The sequence below is a fragment of the Parabacteroides sp. AF17-3 genome (assembly GCF_003635445.1).
Lineage (GTDB): Bacteria > Bacteroidota > Bacteroidia > Bacteroidales > Tannerellaceae > Parabacteroides > Parabacteroides goldsteinii.
Map to the genome: position 1 here is coordinate 332,665 of NZ_QTMM01000004.1, position 17,451 is coordinate 350,115.

The 17,451-nt window shown below is 42.5% G+C and carries 12 protein-coding genes; 5 read left to right on the plus strand and 7 right to left on the minus strand.

The window, feature by feature from the left end:
• Positions 1-5: 5 nt before the first annotated feature.
• The 6 genes from DWW91_RS07500 to truA all read right to left on the minus strand — a co-directional run bounded on the left by DWW91_RS07500 (position 6) and on the right by truA (position 7,757).
• On the minus strand, positions 6-3,431 hold the full coding sequence (locus tag DWW91_RS07500; protein ID WP_157310090.1) for a TonB-dependent receptor: 3,426 nt from the start codon (positions 3,429-3,431) through the stop codon (positions 6-8).
• A 239-nt stretch (positions 3,432-3,670) separates the two neighbouring features.
• Positions 3,671-4,645: a FecR family protein gene (locus DWW91_RS07505; protein ID WP_010802391.1), complete on the minus strand. Its 975-nt coding sequence runs from the start codon at positions 4,643-4,645 to the stop codon at positions 3,671-3,673.
• 141 nt (positions 4,646-4,786) lie between these two features.
• A complete protein-coding gene (locus DWW91_RS07510; RefSeq protein ID WP_010802390.1) occupies positions 4,787-5,329 on the minus strand; it encodes an RNA polymerase sigma-70 factor in 543 nt (180 codons plus the stop codon).
• A 130-nt stretch (positions 5,330-5,459) separates the two neighbouring features.
• Positions 5,460-6,092, minus strand: a complete 633-nt coding sequence (locus DWW91_RS07515) for a DUF3256 family protein (RefSeq protein WP_010802389.1) — start codon at positions 6,090-6,092, stop codon at positions 5,460-5,462.
• Between the two features lie 10 nt (positions 6,093-6,102).
• Positions 6,103-6,999, minus strand: a complete 897-nt coding sequence (locus tag DWW91_RS07520) for a DMT family transporter (protein ID WP_046145102.1) — start codon at positions 6,997-6,999, stop codon at positions 6,103-6,105.
• A gap of 5 nt (positions 7,000-7,004) precedes the next feature.
• Positions 7,005-7,757 carry a tRNA pseudouridine(38-40) synthase TruA gene (truA, locus tag DWW91_RS07525; protein WP_044214853.1) on the minus strand — a complete coding sequence of 251 codons (753 nt, stop codon included), beginning with the start codon at positions 7,755-7,757 and terminating at the stop codon, positions 7,005-7,007.
• 122 nt (positions 7,758-7,879) lie between these two features.
• Between truA and DWW91_RS07530 the strand changes: the two genes are divergently transcribed.
• The 3 genes from DWW91_RS07530 (at position 7,880) to DWW91_RS07540 (ending at position 13,060) form a co-directional block, all read left to right on the plus strand.
• Positions 7,880-9,478, plus strand: coding sequence for an aspartate:alanine exchanger family transporter (locus DWW91_RS07530; RefSeq protein ID WP_007659085.1), 1,599 nt, complete (start codon positions 7,880-7,882; stop codon positions 9,476-9,478).
• Positions 9,479-9,595: 117 nt separating this feature from the next.
• A complete protein-coding gene (locus DWW91_RS07535; RefSeq protein WP_048314945.1) occupies positions 9,596-11,713 on the plus strand; it encodes an HRDC domain-containing protein in 2,118 nt (705 codons plus the stop codon).
• Between the two features lie 675 nt (positions 11,714-12,388).
• On the plus strand, positions 12,389-13,060 hold the full coding sequence (locus DWW91_RS07540; protein WP_007659087.1) for a YitT family protein: 672 nt from the start codon (positions 12,389-12,391) through the stop codon (positions 13,058-13,060).
• 50 nt (positions 13,061-13,110) lie between these two features.
• Here DWW91_RS07540 and DWW91_RS07545 read toward each other — a convergent pair whose 3' ends face one another.
• Positions 13,111-13,731, minus strand: a complete 621-nt coding sequence (locus DWW91_RS07545) for a DUF4923 family protein (protein WP_010802385.1) — start codon at positions 13,729-13,731, stop codon at positions 13,111-13,113.
• 114 nt (positions 13,732-13,845) lie between these two features.
• Between DWW91_RS07545 and DWW91_RS07550 the strand changes: the two genes are divergently transcribed.
• Both DWW91_RS07550 and DWW91_RS07555 read left to right on the plus strand, forming a co-directional pair.
• Complete coding sequence (locus DWW91_RS07550) at positions 13,846-15,849, plus strand: hypothetical protein (protein ID WP_233584439.1); 2,004 nt, start codon at positions 13,846-13,848, stop codon at positions 15,847-15,849.
• 11 nt (positions 15,850-15,860) lie between these two features.
• Positions 15,861-17,264, plus strand: a complete 1,404-nt coding sequence (locus DWW91_RS07555; protein WP_122327369.1) for an MFS transporter — start codon at positions 15,861-15,863, stop codon at positions 17,262-17,264.
• Positions 17,265-17,451 lie beyond the last annotated feature (187 nt).

The window sequence follows — 17,451 nt, forward strand, 5'->3', positions numbered from 1 at the left end:
TGTATTTAAAGTGTAACATTTATCCCAAATGAATAGCCTCTGGGGAAAGGAGTAATACGCGGGTTAAAGGGTTTCTCCGGATCATAAATTCCCGGGATAGAATAAGCCTCCCAAATATCCGTTCCGCTGAAATATACCCTAAGTTTTTCTATTTTCGCTTTACCGATCAGGCTTTTCGGGAAAGTATATCCCAATTGCAGGTTCTTCAGGCGAATATATCGGTTATTATAGAATTTATAAGGAGCATTAGACGCTACATAATCGTGATTTTTAACAGCATCATTCTGTGACAGACGCGGATAAACCGCATTAGTATTACCTGATGTCCAGTATTTTCCATAGAAATATTCCTGTGGCGGCCATGAGTCATATTCAATCGGTTTATTCGATTCCAGCACTTGCCATTTCAAAACTCCCTGGAAGAACATACTCAAATCTATATTTTTCCAGTTCACTCCCAGATTGATACCAAACAAATAATGCTGCCCGTTATCTCCCAAATGAATCATATCACCAGAATCGGTCGTCGGTTTCCCGTCCTCTCCTAACTTATAAACCTGGGGAAGCAATTTTCCGTCACCATCCAGATCTTTATAACGAACATCTCCCAGTGATAGATTATTCGGAATACCGGAAGTCATTTTCGCATTATAGTCAGCCAGTTCCTGTTCTGTCTGAATAAAACCGTCAAAGTCATATCCGAAATAAGAACCGATAGGATATCCTTCCACAAAAGAGTTATATCCGGAATTTGGTATCGTCGAATCAGCCAACTTCAAGACTTTACTGGTGTTATTGCTCAGATTCATATTCGCAGAATACCCCCAGTCACCTATCTGATCACGCCAGCCAATTGAAAGTTCCCATCCTTTGGAACGGACATAAGCTCCGTTAATACTGGGAGCCGTTACTCCCAAAACCTGGGGAAACTCCTGTGTAAAAAACATATTCGGATTGTTTTTGATATACAGGTCCAAAGATGCGTTCAGACGTGAATCCAGCAGAGATACATCCAAGCCCAAATTCTTTGTGTCGATCTTTTCCCATGAACGGGTTTTACTGGCCATCCCCGATAAAGTAGCCTGCTGAGTCAGCGACGGAGACAAAGAGTTTCCCATTGGATATTGCCCGTTGATATTGATCTGGGCGATATAATCGTACAATCCGATACTGGCTTCATTCCCCATCTGTCCCCAGGAAGCACGCAATTTCAGGAAATTTACAATATGATTGATCGATTGCATAAAGGACTCATTCGATATCGTCCAGGCACCGGAAACGCCAAAGAAAGGTGACCATCTATGCCCTTCGGCAAAGCGGGAAGAGCCATCGTAACGGAAGGTTCCTTCCAGTAAATATTTATTGTCGAACGAATATCCCAACCGGGCAAAAACAGAATTTAATGCACGGTCAGATTTAGTCTCGCCATTATATTGCTCATCACTGCTTCCTACGCCGAAGGTCGGTAGTTCCGGACTGATCAGCCCCAAACGTCGATAAGCGTTGAATGTACGATGGTCCTCTTCTTCATGTGAATAACCGGCCATCAGGTCAAAGCGGTTTTTCTCTAATAAAGTATACTGATAATTAGCATAAATATTGGCTACCGTATAACGGGAACGGCCATATGAAGAGCCGGCTGAATTACGTCCGTTAGTCGAATTATATGAATATTTATTATTTTCGTCATACATATCGAACCCCAGTTCCGCCCATTCATTTTCATTAATATCAAAACTGGTGGAATATTCACCCGTTATCGATAAGTTTTGAATCGGTGTCAACACAAATCCCAGCAATGCTTTCACCCTATAATTCAAATCCGTTGTATTCCCTCCATCCCGGGCATAGCCGATCGGATTCTGATGGGAACCGAAATTATATAAATTGCCTGCCGAATTAAACGGCATAAATACCGGCCATATCAACCCTTGCCAAAATTCTATCTGGTCATATTTATAAGGTTCCGTAACTTTTTGCCTTTCAAAGTCGAATATCGTTTTTATCTTTAAAAAGTTTGTAACATCATAGTCGTTCTTCAGTTTGACAAAAAAGCGCTTATTTGAATTGTCGGCATAATTCAGCATGGCGTCCTGACTGACATATCCGACTGAATTGTAATAATTCAACCGCTGTGTCTTACCGGAAACCGAAAGATTATAATTTTGCATCGGTGCAGGACTAAACATTATATCCGGCCAGTTATAATCGCCAAATACAAAATTCGCACTATTATCAAAAGGCCACTGACAGGAATATTGCCCGTTGTTCTGTTTGATAATATCCATCGTCAATTGGTTATCCGCTATATATTTCGCGATATGGCTATACATATTCGTATTTTGTCCATCATTCACAAAACCCTCATTCATCATCTCCACCAACTGCAATACATTCGTACTCTTTTTCATCAAAGAGGGTTGTTGAATTGTAAACGTACCTGTAAAATTAATGGTCGGTTTGTCTGTCTGTCCTCTTTTAGTTGTAACCAGAATAACCCCACCTGCCGCACGGGCACCATAAATAGCGGCTTGCGCATCTTTCAGGACACTGATATTTTCGATGTCATCCGGATTTATATTATCCAACGCATATGTATTGTTGTCTTTCTGAGCGATCCCGTCAATAACAACCAATACTCCCGGATCACTTTTGGAGGTTGTCCCACGGATAGAGATACTACTATTTGTTCCGCGAATTTTTCCCTGATTTGAACGCGTTATCTGTACGCCCGGAGCAATGCCCTGCAACAAATCTGTTGTCCTTGCCACGGGCCTGTCTTCCAAAACCTCTTTATCAATCATTGAAACCGAACCGGTAAGTGTCGACTTTTTCCTCGTTCCATAACCAATCACCACCAGCTCATCAAGGGCCAGAGTTTCCTCTTGCATTTGTATATTCAGGACATTCTTGTTACCTATAGTAATTTCAACCGGGACATATCCTATATAACTGATTAATAACCGGTCCTGTTCCGAGACTGTTAAACTGAACTTTCCATCGACATCGGTTACTACTCCTGTTGTGGAACCTTTTATTACAATATTGGCCCCGATGATTGGTTCTCCTTCCTGATCCACGACCTTTCCGGTGACATTTTTCCGACTCTGTTGTGGAATATTATAAACGGAACGTTTGGATAAAATAATATAGTCATTTTCAAACTCATACTTTATCTCATTATTTTCAAAAGCCTCAACCAGATATTCAGACACTTTCGCCTGGCTATTTTTCAACCGGACAACCTGTTCCGTATCTATTTCCGTATCACTGAACACAACCAGGTAGTTCGTTTGTTTCTCTATCGCACGGATCAGCTCTCCTACAGTCAGTTGTGTGTTGGGTAATTTCACTGTAACATTTTGTGCATCACTCTTGACAGCCATCAGCTGGAATACAAATGCAAATAAAAAGATCAAGGCTATTTTCATAATACGAAGTATATTATTTCTTTTTTTTAAACACACCGGAGGTGTTAACAAAGGATTTCTTTTCATATCTTTGTTTCATTAAAGTAAATACTAATTTCAAAGTCACATTGGATTTGCTTTATACTGGTCGGTGGATGTTGGTCGCATCCGCCGATTTTTATAGCAATGATTTTTTCTTCAGTTTTTCATCATAGGCATTTCTTTTAAAGTTAAACAATCAAATTTACGGTAAATTCATACTACCGGTATAAGGTTACGATATTACGTTCATCATTCTCGCTCATTTTGAAATGATGTATTTTCTGAATGATACGCAAAATCTCCACGACTCCATCCCGCTGACGAAATTTCCCGGTATAACGGTAAGAAAGGATTTCCGGACTCTTTACTACGATTTTCACGTCATAATATAATTCCAGTTTCTTCAGGATCGACTCTAAACGTTCCGATTTGAAATTATAAATGCCATCTTTCCACAATAAGTCATCTTCATTCTTCATTTGAATGGTCTGAAAAGATTGCCGGTCATAAACCAATTGCTGATTAGGTTTCAGTACAACCCCATTCGCCTCGTCTTCCGGATGATACACTTTAACGGAACCCTCTATCAAGCTCGTACTGATCAGTCCGGCATCCGGATAGCAAAACACATTGAACTGTGTACCCAATGCCCTAATATCTAAAGTTCCAGTAGAAACGATAAACGGTGATTTTTCATTCTTGGCGACATCAAAAAAACCTTCTCCTTTCAGATATACTTTTCTCTCTTCCCCAAAAATCGACGGATATGTCAACACCGATCCGGCATTCAACCAGACAAATGTGCCATCGGGCAATTTAATACGTGCCCGTTGTCCGGCCGGCACAAAAAACTCCTGTTGAGCAGCGACATAATCATCCGGTTTATCCACATAACTGACAGCAGTTATCCAGACAGAGACAATCAGTATAGCCGCTGCGGCAGCATATCCCAAACTCCGGATAAGATATTTTCTCCGTACCATCCGGCGTTGCCTCTTCATGAACTGTTGCAGGCTCTGCTGGCCGGCTTCTTTATCGGCACCTTGAGGGGCCAGACCTGTAAGCGTGTACACATTTTGAAATTCTACAATCTGTTTCCTCAACTCCTCATCACGCACAACCTCCAATAACAGCTTCACCCGCTCCGGCTTCTTCAATTCACCCTGAAAATATTTATCGATACGTTCGTCCATTTTATAATATATTCCTATCGTATTTATAAAGTAGACAAACTAAAAGAAAAAATCCACTATACATTTTTCAAAAAAAAGAGAGTCCTTAAAAGAAAAAAACGAAGAGGCCCGCTTTACAGTCATCTTCGTTTTTCTTTATTTTTAAATTCCAAGCAATAAAATCAAAAGCGGTATATAATCTTTCAATTCCTCTCTCAATTTTTTATAAGCTACAGCCATTTGATTTTCCACCGTATTGACCGATATATTAAGCAGCTTTGCTATATCTTTCTGTTTTATCCCCTCAAATTTATTCATAATGAAAATCTCCCGGCACCGCTCCGGTAAAGATTGCAGAGCTTTCTCCAAGCGGGATTCTATCTCGTTATCAGAGGCAAATTCAAGATCGAAAGCCTCCAGAGAATTAAATTTCATCCGTAAGGTCAGGCTGTATTCATCCTGCATCCATTGACTGGTTTCCTGCTCCAATATCTTACGGTGAATATGATTGATACATCTGTTTTTAGTTGCCGTAAACAGATAGGCAACCATATTCACGGGTATTTCCAGAACTTCCCGTTTTTCATATAAGTCCGTAAAAATATCTTGTACTATGTTCTCTGCATCAGCATCCGACAGTACATATTCACGGGCAAAAAACTTCAAACGAGAATACCACGTTATATACAATTGCTCAAAATCCATAAGAAAATGTTCTCCCTTTCAGACATATAATTAAGCAAATGTAACATTTTAATTAATATTTCAATGATGATCACCTATTATTAAAGACAAGATACTATTCTTCAAGATGAATCTGTTATCCATAAATATCCTATTTAAAATGATATTTCTCCCAGGTATACACTTTTGGAGCTTCTTTTATAAAGGGAGTTACTATCTTACGGTCTTCCTGGCTCAGATACTGAGGAGTTGTGTATGTTGCCGTTAATGTCAGATTTTCAGGACTCAAACTGTACTGTATCAAATCCATATCCAACCGGGAAGCTGCATCCAGAAAAGCCGTACTGTTTTTATCTGCATCTTCTTTAATAAACCAATCCGCCTCTACGGGAGTGAACAGGTCGGAAGCAGCCAAAGGTTCCCATTCCGTTGTAAAAAACTCAATCCGGCTGTCAGGAACCGGACCATTTACCGTTTTCACCAGACAGATCACATTCGTATTATTTACCAATGGAAGTAATTTCATTTCTATAGTACTTCTGTCGGTAACCTGTAACAACAGATAATCGGAAGTAAGATTCTTCAATGTAGAAAAGCCATTCATCGTATTCTTCAAACGGGCCTCTTTACCCGATTTGTACAGATCGACCAAGTCCTTACGCCAGGCATCTTCCAGTTGCGGAATATTCTTATCCGGCATTGAAACAAATAATGCATCTATTTCCTGGGCTTTCACACCCCATGCAAAAACACAAATCAATATAGAAAAAATAAGTCGTTTCATATTCTATTGTCTATTTCGTCCCCAAATATAGGAATATCATTCCTAACAACACAAGGAATAAGTCCACAGCCTTGCTCTTTAAGTTTTTTTCATGGAAGAAGATCGCTCCAGCTACAAAAGTAACCAATACATTGCTACGGCGTACCATAGATACAATCGAGATCATTGAATCCGGGAAACTCAAGGCATAAAAGTAAATCCAGTCGGCAATGATCAGGAATACGGAGATAAATACGATATTCCAGTGCCACACAAAAGGCGTACTCTTCTTACGCTGCGGATACCATAGCAACAACAGGATCGGCAACATGATCAGACACTGATAGACATTGAACCAGACCTGCACCGTCATCACATCCATACTCCCCATCAGATGCTTATCGTACAAGCCGCTCATTGCACCGGTTATTATGGAAATAATCGTGAAGAATATCCATTTGTTATGGGTAAAGTTTATCCCTTCTTTCTTTCCCGAAGAGGAAAGCATATAAAATGAAGCGATGGAAAGCAAAACCCCGATCCACTGATACAAATTCAGACGTTCCCCAAAAATAACCATCGCTCCGACCAAAGTAAGGACCGGTTGTGTAGCCTTGATCGGTCCCGTGATGGTAAGCGGCAGATGCTTCAATGCAAAATAACCGGATATCCAGGAAGACAACACGATCACCGCTTTGATAAATACAGCCACATGCGCCTCAAAAGAGACACGGGGAACATAAAACATAGTATCGTCCAGCACATTCGTACAGAACGATAAAAATATAAACGGAACGAAGATAAGGCTGCTTATCAACGTATTCAGAAACAATACCGGAATTACGGCATTCCCGTTCAGGGAAATCTTTTTATTTACTTCATAACATCCCAACAGGAATGCTGAGGCAAATGCTAGCGCTAACCACATGATGATTAAATATTAAAAATATTTTCAGGATATGTTACATCCACAAGAAAAAGTGCATGCCCCGGAACAGAAGTTCCGGCCTTGCATCTGTCTTTGGCCTCTATTACTTTACGAAAACCCTCTATCGTCAACTTTCCGCGTCCCACCTCCAATAAGGTACCGACGATCGCCCTCACCATGTTACGCAGGAAACGGTCCGCCTGAACTGTAAATACCCAAACATCGCCTTCCTGTTCCCATCCCGCTTTATAAATACGGCAGTTATTCGTCTTTACATCCGTATGCAATTTGCTGAAACTGGTGAAGTCGATATAATCAAACAAAACCTTACATGCCTCATTCATCGCTTCAAAGTCCAGCTGACCGCTCATTCTGTAAACCAGATCATAATTGAACGGATCTTTCCGGGTAGTTATATAATATTTATAGGTACGGGAAGTGGCGTCAAAACGGGCATGCGCTTCCGGCCTGACCGGTACGATCCGGTAAACGGCAATATCTTTCGGAAGTAAACGGTTCAGCTTCTCCGCCAGGAAAGACAGGTCGGCAACCGGTTCGCCCCAATCAAAATGAGCAACCATCAGCCGGGCATGGACACCTGCATCCGTACGTCCTGCACCGACAACCGGAACCGGCTGGCGCAGCAGTGTAGCCAAGGCCTCTTCCAGACATTGTTGTACAGTCATACCATTGGGTTGTACCTGCCAACCACTGAAATTCTTACCGTTATAACCTAAATAAATAAAGTATCGATTCACGTGCGGGATATTCTTCTTAATAATTCGCTGCAAAGGTAACAGAAATCTCGCCAGGAGATTGCCCATGCACCCAAAAAAGTGTACTTTTGCGCTCTCAAATCTTCACAATAAAATTATTTGACATGTTTGCAACACTGCTTCAGTCTTCCTATTTTGCTCTTTTCCTGATCGTTGCATTAGGATTCATTTTGGGCAGAATACAGATTAAAGGTCTTTCTCTTGACGTTTCAGCCGTCATTTTCATTGCACTTTTGTTCGGTCATTTCGGAGTGATCATACCTAAGGAACTGGGTAACTTCGGTTTAGTGTTATTCATCTTTACCATCGGTATACAGGCCGGTCCGGGATTTTTCGATTCTTTCCGGTCGAAAGGGAAAACACTGATTATCCTCACCTTGTTAATCGTTGGTTCCGCCTGCTTGACAGGTTTGATATTCAAATATGCTTTAGGAATCGATACACCAAGCATAGTCGGACTGATAGCCGGGGCACTGACCAGTACACCGGGTTTGGCGGTTGCAATCGACACGACCCAGTCTTCCTCCGCTTCCATCGCCTATGGTATTGCTTATCCGTTCGGTGTGATCGGTGTGATCCTGTTTGTCAAGTTGTTACCCAAAATACTTCGTATAGACCTGAATGCAGAAGCACAGGCCCTGGAAGCAAAAAGAAAAGGTAAATATCCCCCATTGCATACAGCTGCTTTCCGTATTATTAACAGTAATATTTGTGGCAAGACACTGGCACAACTACAATTGCGTAGTATGACAGGAGCTGTCGTCTCCCGTATCAAGCATAACGAAAAAACATCTATTCCCACAGCACAAAGTGTTCTGGAAGAAGGAGATTTGATCAAAGCCGTCGGTAATGACAAATCACTGGAACAACTGGAAATATTGGTAGGCGAACGCATCAAAGGGGATCTCCCTTTCAACAGCACACAAGAACTTCAGTCTATGCTTATTACTAATAAAAACGTAATAAATAAGACGTTAGGATATTTAAACCTGCAAGGAACATTCAACTGCACGGTAACCCGCGTCCGCCGAAGCGGTATCGACCTTCCTCCCGAACCGGATCTGACACTAAAATTTGGTGACAAACTGATGATCGCCGGAGAAAAAGAGGACTTAAAAGAACTTGGACAAATTCTCGGTAACGATGAGAAAAAACTTTCAGATACCGACTTTTTCCCGATTGCCGCCGGTATCGTACTGGGCGTACTATTCGGGAAACTGAATCTGTCGTTCTCCGATTCATTCTCGTTCTCTCCGGGACTGACCGGAGGTATCCTGATGGTGGCGCTTGTTTTAAGCGCAATCGGAAAAACGGGCCCGATCGTATGGTCCATGTCAGGTTCAGCCAACCAGTTACTGCGTCAGTTAGGGTTGTTGTTATTCCTGGCGGAAGTCGGGACATCAGCCGGCGTTAACCTGGTATCCACTTTTCAGGAAAGCGGATGGACGCTGTTCGGTGTCGGCATGGCAATCACGATGGTCCCGATGCTTATCGCTTTAGGATTCGGTTACTGGGTCTTTAAAATCAATATCCTTGACCTGATCGGCACCATCGCCGGAGGTATGACCAGCACACCCGGACTTGCCGCAGCCGACTCTATGACAGACAGTTCCGCACCGAGCATTGCATATGCGACTGTTTATCCGATTGCCATGGTTTTCCTGATCCTGTTTATCCAGCTGATCGCAAACCTGATTGTCTGATAAAAAAGGCACAATAAAAAAAAATGCGCTTGTCAGCTTGATTTTTAGCTCATAAGCGCATTTTTCACGTTTTTTTATTATATATTTGCAGATACCATAAACAATAGATCTATGATGATGCAAATGAACCAACAATTTGACCTTGCCTTCAACTTCTTACAGAATACAGGTACTCACCTTTTTCTGACAGGTAAAGCCGGAACAGGAAAAACAACGTTTCTGAAAAAACTTAAAGAAGTTTCCCCCAAACGTATGATCGTTGTTGCTCCCACAGGTGTAGCCGCCATCAACGCAGGAGGTGTTACAATCCATTCATTCTTCCAGTTACCGTTTGGCCCTTATCTCCCCTCGGCAAGCAGGGAGGCAGACCAGGCAAAAAATTTCACGAATAAATTCAGCCGGGATAAGATTAATATCATCCGAAGCATGGATTTATTGGTGATAGATGAAGTCAGTATGGTACGAGCCGACCTGCTGGATGCGATCAGCGACGTACTTTGCCGCTATAAAGACCGGACAAAACCTTTCGGCGGCGTACAACTATTACTGATCGGTGACTTGCAACAGCTGGCGCCTGTTGCCAAAGATGACGAATGGAACTTATTGAAAGAACATTATCCGTCCACCTTTTTCTTCGACAGTAAAGCGCTTTCGGAAAGCAATTACTACTGCATCGAACTCACCAAGGTGTATCGCCAAAATGACAGTACATTCATCTCCCTGCTGAATAACATCAGGGAAAACAGATTCGATGAAGAAACATTAAACAGTCTTAACCAGCGATATATACCCGATTTCGCCCCAGACGACCAACAAGGGTATATCACACTTACAACACATAATTATCAGGCACAGCAACTCAACAACCGGAAGTTAGCCGAATTGCCCGGTAAGTCATACACCTTCAATGCCGAAATAAACAACGACTTCCCTGAATACTCTTATCCAACCGATAATCAACTGGAACTGAAAAACGGAGCCCAGGTTATGTTCGTCAAAAATGACTCTTCCGGCGAACACCGGTACTACAACGGTAAAATCGGTAAAATCGTTTTTATCAACCCGAACAAAATAACGGTTGTCGGAGAAGACGGCAATGAAATACAGGTAGAAAGAGAAACCTGGACGAATGTCAAATACACGATCAATCCGGACACCAAAGAAATAACAGAGACGGTTGCCGGAACTTTCAGCCAGTATCCGTTGAAAACAGCCTGGGCGATCACGATCCATAAAAGCCAGGGCCTGACTTTCGAACATGCCATCATCGATGCCTCGGCAGCCTTTTCACACGGTCAGGTCTATGTGGCACTCAGTCGCTGCAAAACCCTGGAGGGATTGGTTTTAAGCAGTCCGATCACCCGCAACGCGATGATCAAGGATATGAGGATACAGGAATTTACCAGTTCCGTCACCGACAAACAACCAGGAAAAGAACAGTTGGAACAGGCGCAACAGCAATATTACCTGGAACTGGTTATCGAACTTTTCAATTTCACCTCCATCCAGCAACGCCTGCAATATGCCGCTTATACGGTATATACTCATTTACAGAAATTATATCCGGAACTCAACACGCAATATGCCAACACCCGTGATGCCTTCCGTTCCGTAATAACAGAAGTAGGCGGACGCTTCCAACAGCAACTGACGCGCATGATCTCCGGAAACCCCGATTACCAACAGGACGAAACCATCCAGGAACGTGTGCGGAAAGGAGTAGCCTATTTCATCGAGCGTATCGACAGCCTGTGTACATCTCTCGAGGAAAATTCCGCTGTCGAAATAGATAACAAGGAAAGCCGGAAAGCGGTGAACAATGCGATCAGCAAATTTACGGAAGAACTCCATTTAAAGCAGGAGACGCTGAAAGCATGCGTAGACGGCTTTTCTGTCGTCCGCTATCTATCCGCCAAAGCAAAAGCGTCCATTGAACCGCCCGCATCCGCTAAAAAACGTTCTGAACGTTCTTCGCAGCCGGCCAAAGTGACTGTTTCGAGCGACGTTCTCCATCCCGAACTCTATAACAGCATTAAGCGGTGGCGCTATGAGCTGGCAACAGAAAAAGGATTGCCTCCTTATACGATCCTTCAACAGAAAGCATTGCTGGGTATTGTCAATACACTACCTTCCAATTCACGCGAATTGCTTGCAATCCCCGGAATAGGAAAAAAAGTAATCGAAAACTATGGTAGCGTACTGCTGGAACTTGTTGAAGAATATAAGAAGCAATAGAACAGAATCACTATTTTGCACCGACTATCATAATGGCTATTTTTTGAGCTTATTTTATCACTTTAGATACAAATAAGCTCAAAATAGAAACAGACACATCTCACAGGAAAGAGCTTCCAGATAGATTGATATTACATTTTTTAACACAAAGTAAAGGTTTATCATTTTGATAACTTCATCTAAAACAAATTTCAATCTCGTTTAAAACGAGTTTTTTCTCGTTTTAAACGGATCCCTGGTTTATTTAAGATGAGTTTTTCTGTTAATAAAGCACAAAAACACACTGAAAAACAGTTCAGAAACAATACTTTTTTATGCTAAACAGCATATTTTACACTCTAAAAGACAACGTCATACGAACAAAATAAAATTATCAAAAACATCAGCATAACAGAAAATAAAAAGACAAATATTTACAACCGCGAGGTTTCAACATCTGTTTAACACAAAACCTCGACTTATAATAGCTATTTTCCCAACCTAACCCATCCAGGAATCGTCTACACAAAGGCCAGGCTGACCCAGGATTCAAATAGTGCCTCCATTCCCCCGTTAAATTATCATTTTGATAATAATTTATTCACCATAACATCCGGTTTTGAAAAATAAATCGGATATTTGCATATCTTTTTCTAACTATCAAAAAGAAAGAGATCAGACAAATAGAGATTTGATATGGATATAAAAGAACTATTAAAAAAGTATTCGGTATTTATTTTAGGATTATATTTTTTAGCTGTAGGCATTGTATTGATCGTTCGCTCTGCATTAGGAACCACTCCTATCTCCAGTGTAAATTACGTGTTAAGCCTTAATACTCCTTTATCATTAGGAACATGGACATTCATTGTAAACGTACTGCTGATCCTGGGACAGTTCTGGTTGATCCGGAAAGACAGAAGTCGTCAGGACACGATAGAAATACTTCTTCAGATACCTTTTTCCTGCATATTCTCCGCTTTCATTGATTTCAACATGGCTTTAACAAGCAATCTGCACCCGTCCGGTTACGGCATGTCAATGGCCTTATTGCTCACAGGATGCCTCATACAATCCATCGGCGTAGTGCTCGAAATCAAACCGAAGGTAGCTATGATGAGTGCAGAAGCATTTGTAAAATATGCATCCCGATGTTATAATAAGGAATTCGGAAAGTTCAAGGTGTATTTCGATGTTACCCTGGTCACTTTAGCCGTACTCATCTCCCTCATGTTCACCCAAGGCATTGAAGGGATACGCGAAGGTTCGCTCATTGCCGCCTGTATAACAGGCTATATTGTAAGTTTTCTGAATCAGAAGATCATGACCAGAAAAACACTCTACAAAATATTGCCGGGACTGAAATAAAAATGGGTAGTCCGAAAAGACCACCCACTTTCAAAATATACTACTTTCTTCTATTTCTTCAATTCAAACCCCAGCATCATCCCGTCATACTCGCTGGCCAGTTTATTGACCAGTTTCAAAGTGGAATTGTCAGATATCGATGATAATTTGGTCAGAAAATCCAGTAACTTATCTGCATTGAACAGCAAAGACAGCTCATCTCCGGAAATCACGACGTGGGCTGTTAAAGTTGTCACTTTCAGTTTTCCGCCCAACGCATATTTCAGTTCAACCGTTTTTTCATCCGGATTAACAGAGAAAGTACCTTTCAATGTTTTTTTCTTTAATGCATTGGTAAACGTACTGTCACTATTGAACACATAGTTGAACATGCCTTCCACAATACCGACCTTGGCACAATACGTTTTCAGCTTTTTCTCCAATTCACCAGCAGCCACGCTCCCGGCTACATTCTTCAATGCATTATCGCCTTCCAGCTGAACGGCTGGATTGGTATACGTCCACGTTCCCTGCAAGTTCTCTACTGTCAGTTTCTTTCCGCCAGTTACAGAAGTAACCGCATCCTTTACTGTAGATGAATTCAATAAGTCTTTCAACGATTGTCCGTAAGCCTGGCCGGATACGAACAGCAGGATGCATATAGCAGCCATTAATCCCCACACTTTTTTCATATCTCTTGTTTTACTCTTTTTAAAAAACATACAAAGATACAAATATTATCCCTACATTTGCTTCACGCTTTTATTTACACTACAAAAGATCTTGAACTTAACAACATAAGTCTTATGAGAAATCTAACTAAACGCATTTGTATTATGCTTATTTGCTCATTAGCGTATCTGAACGGACAAGCATCCATCGATCCGTCCGTCATACAATCGACCATCAGCACGTTAACCTCCAGGGACAACAGTAACAAACAGAGTATAGAAAAAGGAGTCAGCCAGGTTGCACGTCTTTGGCTGGAAACAGACGGTGACGAAAAAGCCTTCCGCTCTTTTTGTGAAGACAATTATATTGCCGATCCGGATGAAAAGTATCAGGTATTCCTCAAGATCAGCGACTATCTCGAAGGTATCAGCGGTCATTTCAATGAGATGTCGCTGCGCTTACAGAAAAATTTGCAGCTGGATAACGGTCCGTTGCACCCCATCGACGAGAAGTTCGGTTCATACAGTCCTTCAAGCCATTTAAGCGATGACTTATACAATAATAAAATAGCTTTTATCATCGCGCTAAACTTCCCCCACCTTACCCTGGAAGAAAAAGAAGCATTGGGCACCGACCGCAAAGCCTGGGCCTATGCACGTCTGGGCGACATGTTCACGGAACGGATCCCTGCTGCATTGTTGCAGGCAGCTTCCAACGCAGAAAGCGATGCCGACATTTATATCTCCCAGTATAACATTTACATGGGTCATGTAATGAACAAAAAAGGTCAACACCTGTTCCCTAAAGACATGATCCTGCTGTCACACTGGAACCTGCGTGATGAAATCAAGGCAAACTACAACAAGGGGAAAGAGGGACTCGACAAGCAACGCACCGTTTACGAAGTGATGAAACGGATCATTTCACAGGATATTCCTGTCGAAGTAATCAACTCAGGGACGTATGAATGGAATCCATATACAAACATGGTACAACAGGAGAACAAGGAAGTAAAAACGACTCCTGAATCGACTGTCCGTTATCAGAAGATGCTGAACAATTTTAAGGCCATGCAAGACATTGACAAATACACAGGTAATACCTATATCGACCGTAAATTCAACGACGATATGGAAGTAGCTTTGCAGGATGTTGAAAAACTGTTCGATGAATTTCTGTCCGCTACCGAATTGAAAGAAATCGGCAAAACGATCTCCAAACGTCTGGGACGCAAACTGGAAGCCTACGATATCTGGTACGACGGTTTCAAAGCCCGCAGTAATCTCGACGAGACCAAGCTGGATGTACAAACGCAAGCCCTTTACCCGGATGCGGCAGCTTTGGACAAGAAGTTACCGGACATTCTTATGAAGCTGGGATTCAGTGCCGAACGGGCCAACTATCTGGCCGACAAGATCACAGTCGATGCCGCCCGTGGTTCAGGGCATGCCTGGGGAGCATCCATGAAAGGACAGCAGTCACGTCTCCGCACACGTATTCCGGCAGCAGGAATGAATTACAAAGGATACAATATTGCCATCCATGAATTCGGCCACAATGTAGAGCAGACTTTATCGCTTTATGATGTAGACTATTATATGTTGAACGGCGTACCCAACACTGCATTTACCGAAGCGCTGGCTTTCGTTTTCCAGAAACGTGATCTCGAAATATTGGGTATCACCGATCCGAATCCGGAAAAACAGGCGATGGAAATATTGGACAAAGTATGGAGTATGTATGAAATTTGCGGTATTTCCATGTTGGATATTTCCGTATGGAAATGGATGTATGCCCATCCGGACGCAACGGCCGAACAGCTGAAAGAAGCGACGATCGCATTATCGAAAGAGATATGGAACAAATATTATGCGCCTGTTTTCGGAGTAAAGGACGAGACGGTACTGGCTGTTTATTCGCACATGATCAGCTATCCATTGTATTTGTCGGCTTATGCTTTCGGACAAATCATAGAATTCCAGCTTGACCAGTATCTGGAAGGCAAGAACTTCGCGAACGAAGTAGAACGGATTTTCCGTCAGGGACGTTTAACCCCTAACCAATGGATGATACTGGCTACAGGAAGTCCGCTGACCGTCGAACCTATGCTGGAAGCTGTAAGACAAGTTATTAAGTAAACAAGACATAAATGATATTACAAAATCGCGCCATAACTGTAAGTGAGAACGACGGACTACCGTTACCTAAACGTTACTGGGCTATACTGGCCACAGCTTTAGGTGTCGGAATGTCCGTCATAGACGGAACAATTGCAAATGTCGCTTTGCCGACAATAGCCCGCGACCTGGGTACTTCACCGTCTGTCACGATCTGGGTTGTCAACGCTTACCAGCTGGCAATCACCATTTCGCTTCTTTCCTTCGCTTCATTGGGAGACATTTACGGTTACCGGAAGATTTACTTATCAGGAATTTTACTGTTCAGCATCACGTCAGCCATCTGCGCCCTTGCCGATTCGTTCTGGATGCTGACAACCGCACGTATCTTACAAGGATTCGGAGCTGCCGCCATCACAAGTGTTAACACGGCATTGCTCCGAATCATTTATCCCAAACGTTTCCTGGGGCGCGGCATGGGGATCAATGCCCTGGTCGTCGCCGTCTCGATTGCCGCCGGACCGACCATTGCATCCGTCATCCTGTCTTTAGGTTCGTGGCACTGGCTGTTTGCCATCAATATCCCGATCGGCATTGCAGCCTTAGTGATCGGTCTGATGCATTTGCCAGCCAATCCGGTTAAAGTCACCGGCCGCCGTTTCGACAAGCTCAGTTGCCTGATGAACGCTCTTACATTCGGATTACTGATTTTCTCGCTGGAAGGTATTGCCCATAAAGAGAACACAACTTTGATCATAGCAGGTATAGCCACATTGTTTATGATCGGTTATTTCTTTGTACGCCATCAGCTACGCCAACAGTTTCCGTTACTTCCGGTCGACCTGATGCGCATCCCGATCTTCTCCATGTCGATCGGCACGTCGATATGTTCTTTCACCGGACAAATGCTGGCAATGATTTCCCTCCCCTTTTTCCTTCAGGGAGCATTGGGACGAAGCGACGTAACGACCGGCCTGCTTCTTACTCCCTGGCCGTTGGCAACGATGATCATGGCCCCGCTTGCCGGACGGTTAGTCGAACGGATTCATGCCGGTATACTGGGAGGTATCGGTATGACGATATTTGCTACCGGTCTTTTCCTACTGGCCATATTACCCGATAACCCGACAAATACGGATATTATATGGCGCCTGTTTATCTGTGGAGCCGGATTCGGTTTATTCCAGACACCCAATAACAGCACGATCATCTCCTCTGCCCCTTCCAACCGAAGCGGAGGCGCAAGCGGTATGCTGGGAACAGCCCGTTTATTAGGACAGACATTAGGAGCAACATTAGTCGCTATGATATTCAATCTGGTTCCGAACAACAGCACGCAAGCATGTTTATATCTGGCAACAGGATTTGCCGTGGTAGCCGCAATAATCAGTAGTTTAAGGATTTCACAGCCAAGACCGTTGAAAGGATTTAAATAAAAATTCAGTTATATAACACAAATCTTTTCATCTCACAGAACGAATTATTAACTAATATTTTTATTGGGAAACAGCATGAATACAATAAAATAGGGAAAAACGGTCCACCAAACAGGAGCTTTATTTTTCAAGACATAAGGTTCTTTATTATCAATTTGAAAAATTAACTTAGTTCTAGACGAACTAA

Coding starts and splice junctions, on each gene's coding strand:
- DWW91_RS07500 (WP_157310090.1), bottom strand. CDS start 3,431: ATGAAAATAGCCTTGATCTTTTTATTTGCATTTGTATTCCAGCTGATG.
- DWW91_RS07505 (WP_010802391.1), bottom strand. CDS start 4,645: ATGGACGAACGTATCGATAAATATTTTCAGGGTGAATTGAAGAAGCCG.
- DWW91_RS07510 (WP_010802390.1), bottom strand. CDS start 5,329: ATGGATTTTGAGCAATTGTATATAACGTGGTATTCTCGTTTGAAGTTT.
- DWW91_RS07515 (WP_010802389.1), bottom strand. CDS start 6,092: ATGAAACGACTTATTTTTTCTATATTGATTTGTGTTTTTGCATGGGGT.
- DWW91_RS07520 (WP_046145102.1), bottom strand. CDS start 6,999: ATGTGGTTAGCGCTAGCATTTGCCTCAGCATTCCTGTTGGGATGTTAT.
- DWW91_RS07530 (WP_007659085.1), top strand. CDS start 7,880: ATGTTTGCAACACTGCTTCAGTCTTCCTATTTTGCTCTTTTCCTGATC.
- DWW91_RS07535 (WP_048314945.1), top strand. CDS start 9,596: ATGCAAATGAACCAACAATTTGACCTTGCCTTCAACTTCTTACAGAAT.
- DWW91_RS07540 (WP_007659087.1), top strand. CDS start 12,389: ATGGATATAAAAGAACTATTAAAAAAGTATTCGGTATTTATTTTAGGA.
- DWW91_RS07545 (WP_010802385.1), bottom strand. CDS start 13,731: ATGAAAAAAGTGTGGGGATTAATGGCTGCTATATGCATCCTGCTGTTC.
- DWW91_RS07550 (WP_233584439.1), top strand. CDS start 13,846: ATGAGAAATCTAACTAAACGCATTTGTATTATGCTTATTTGCTCATTA.
- DWW91_RS07555 (WP_122327369.1), top strand. CDS start 15,861: ATGATATTACAAAATCGCGCCATAACTGTAAGTGAGAACGACGGACTA.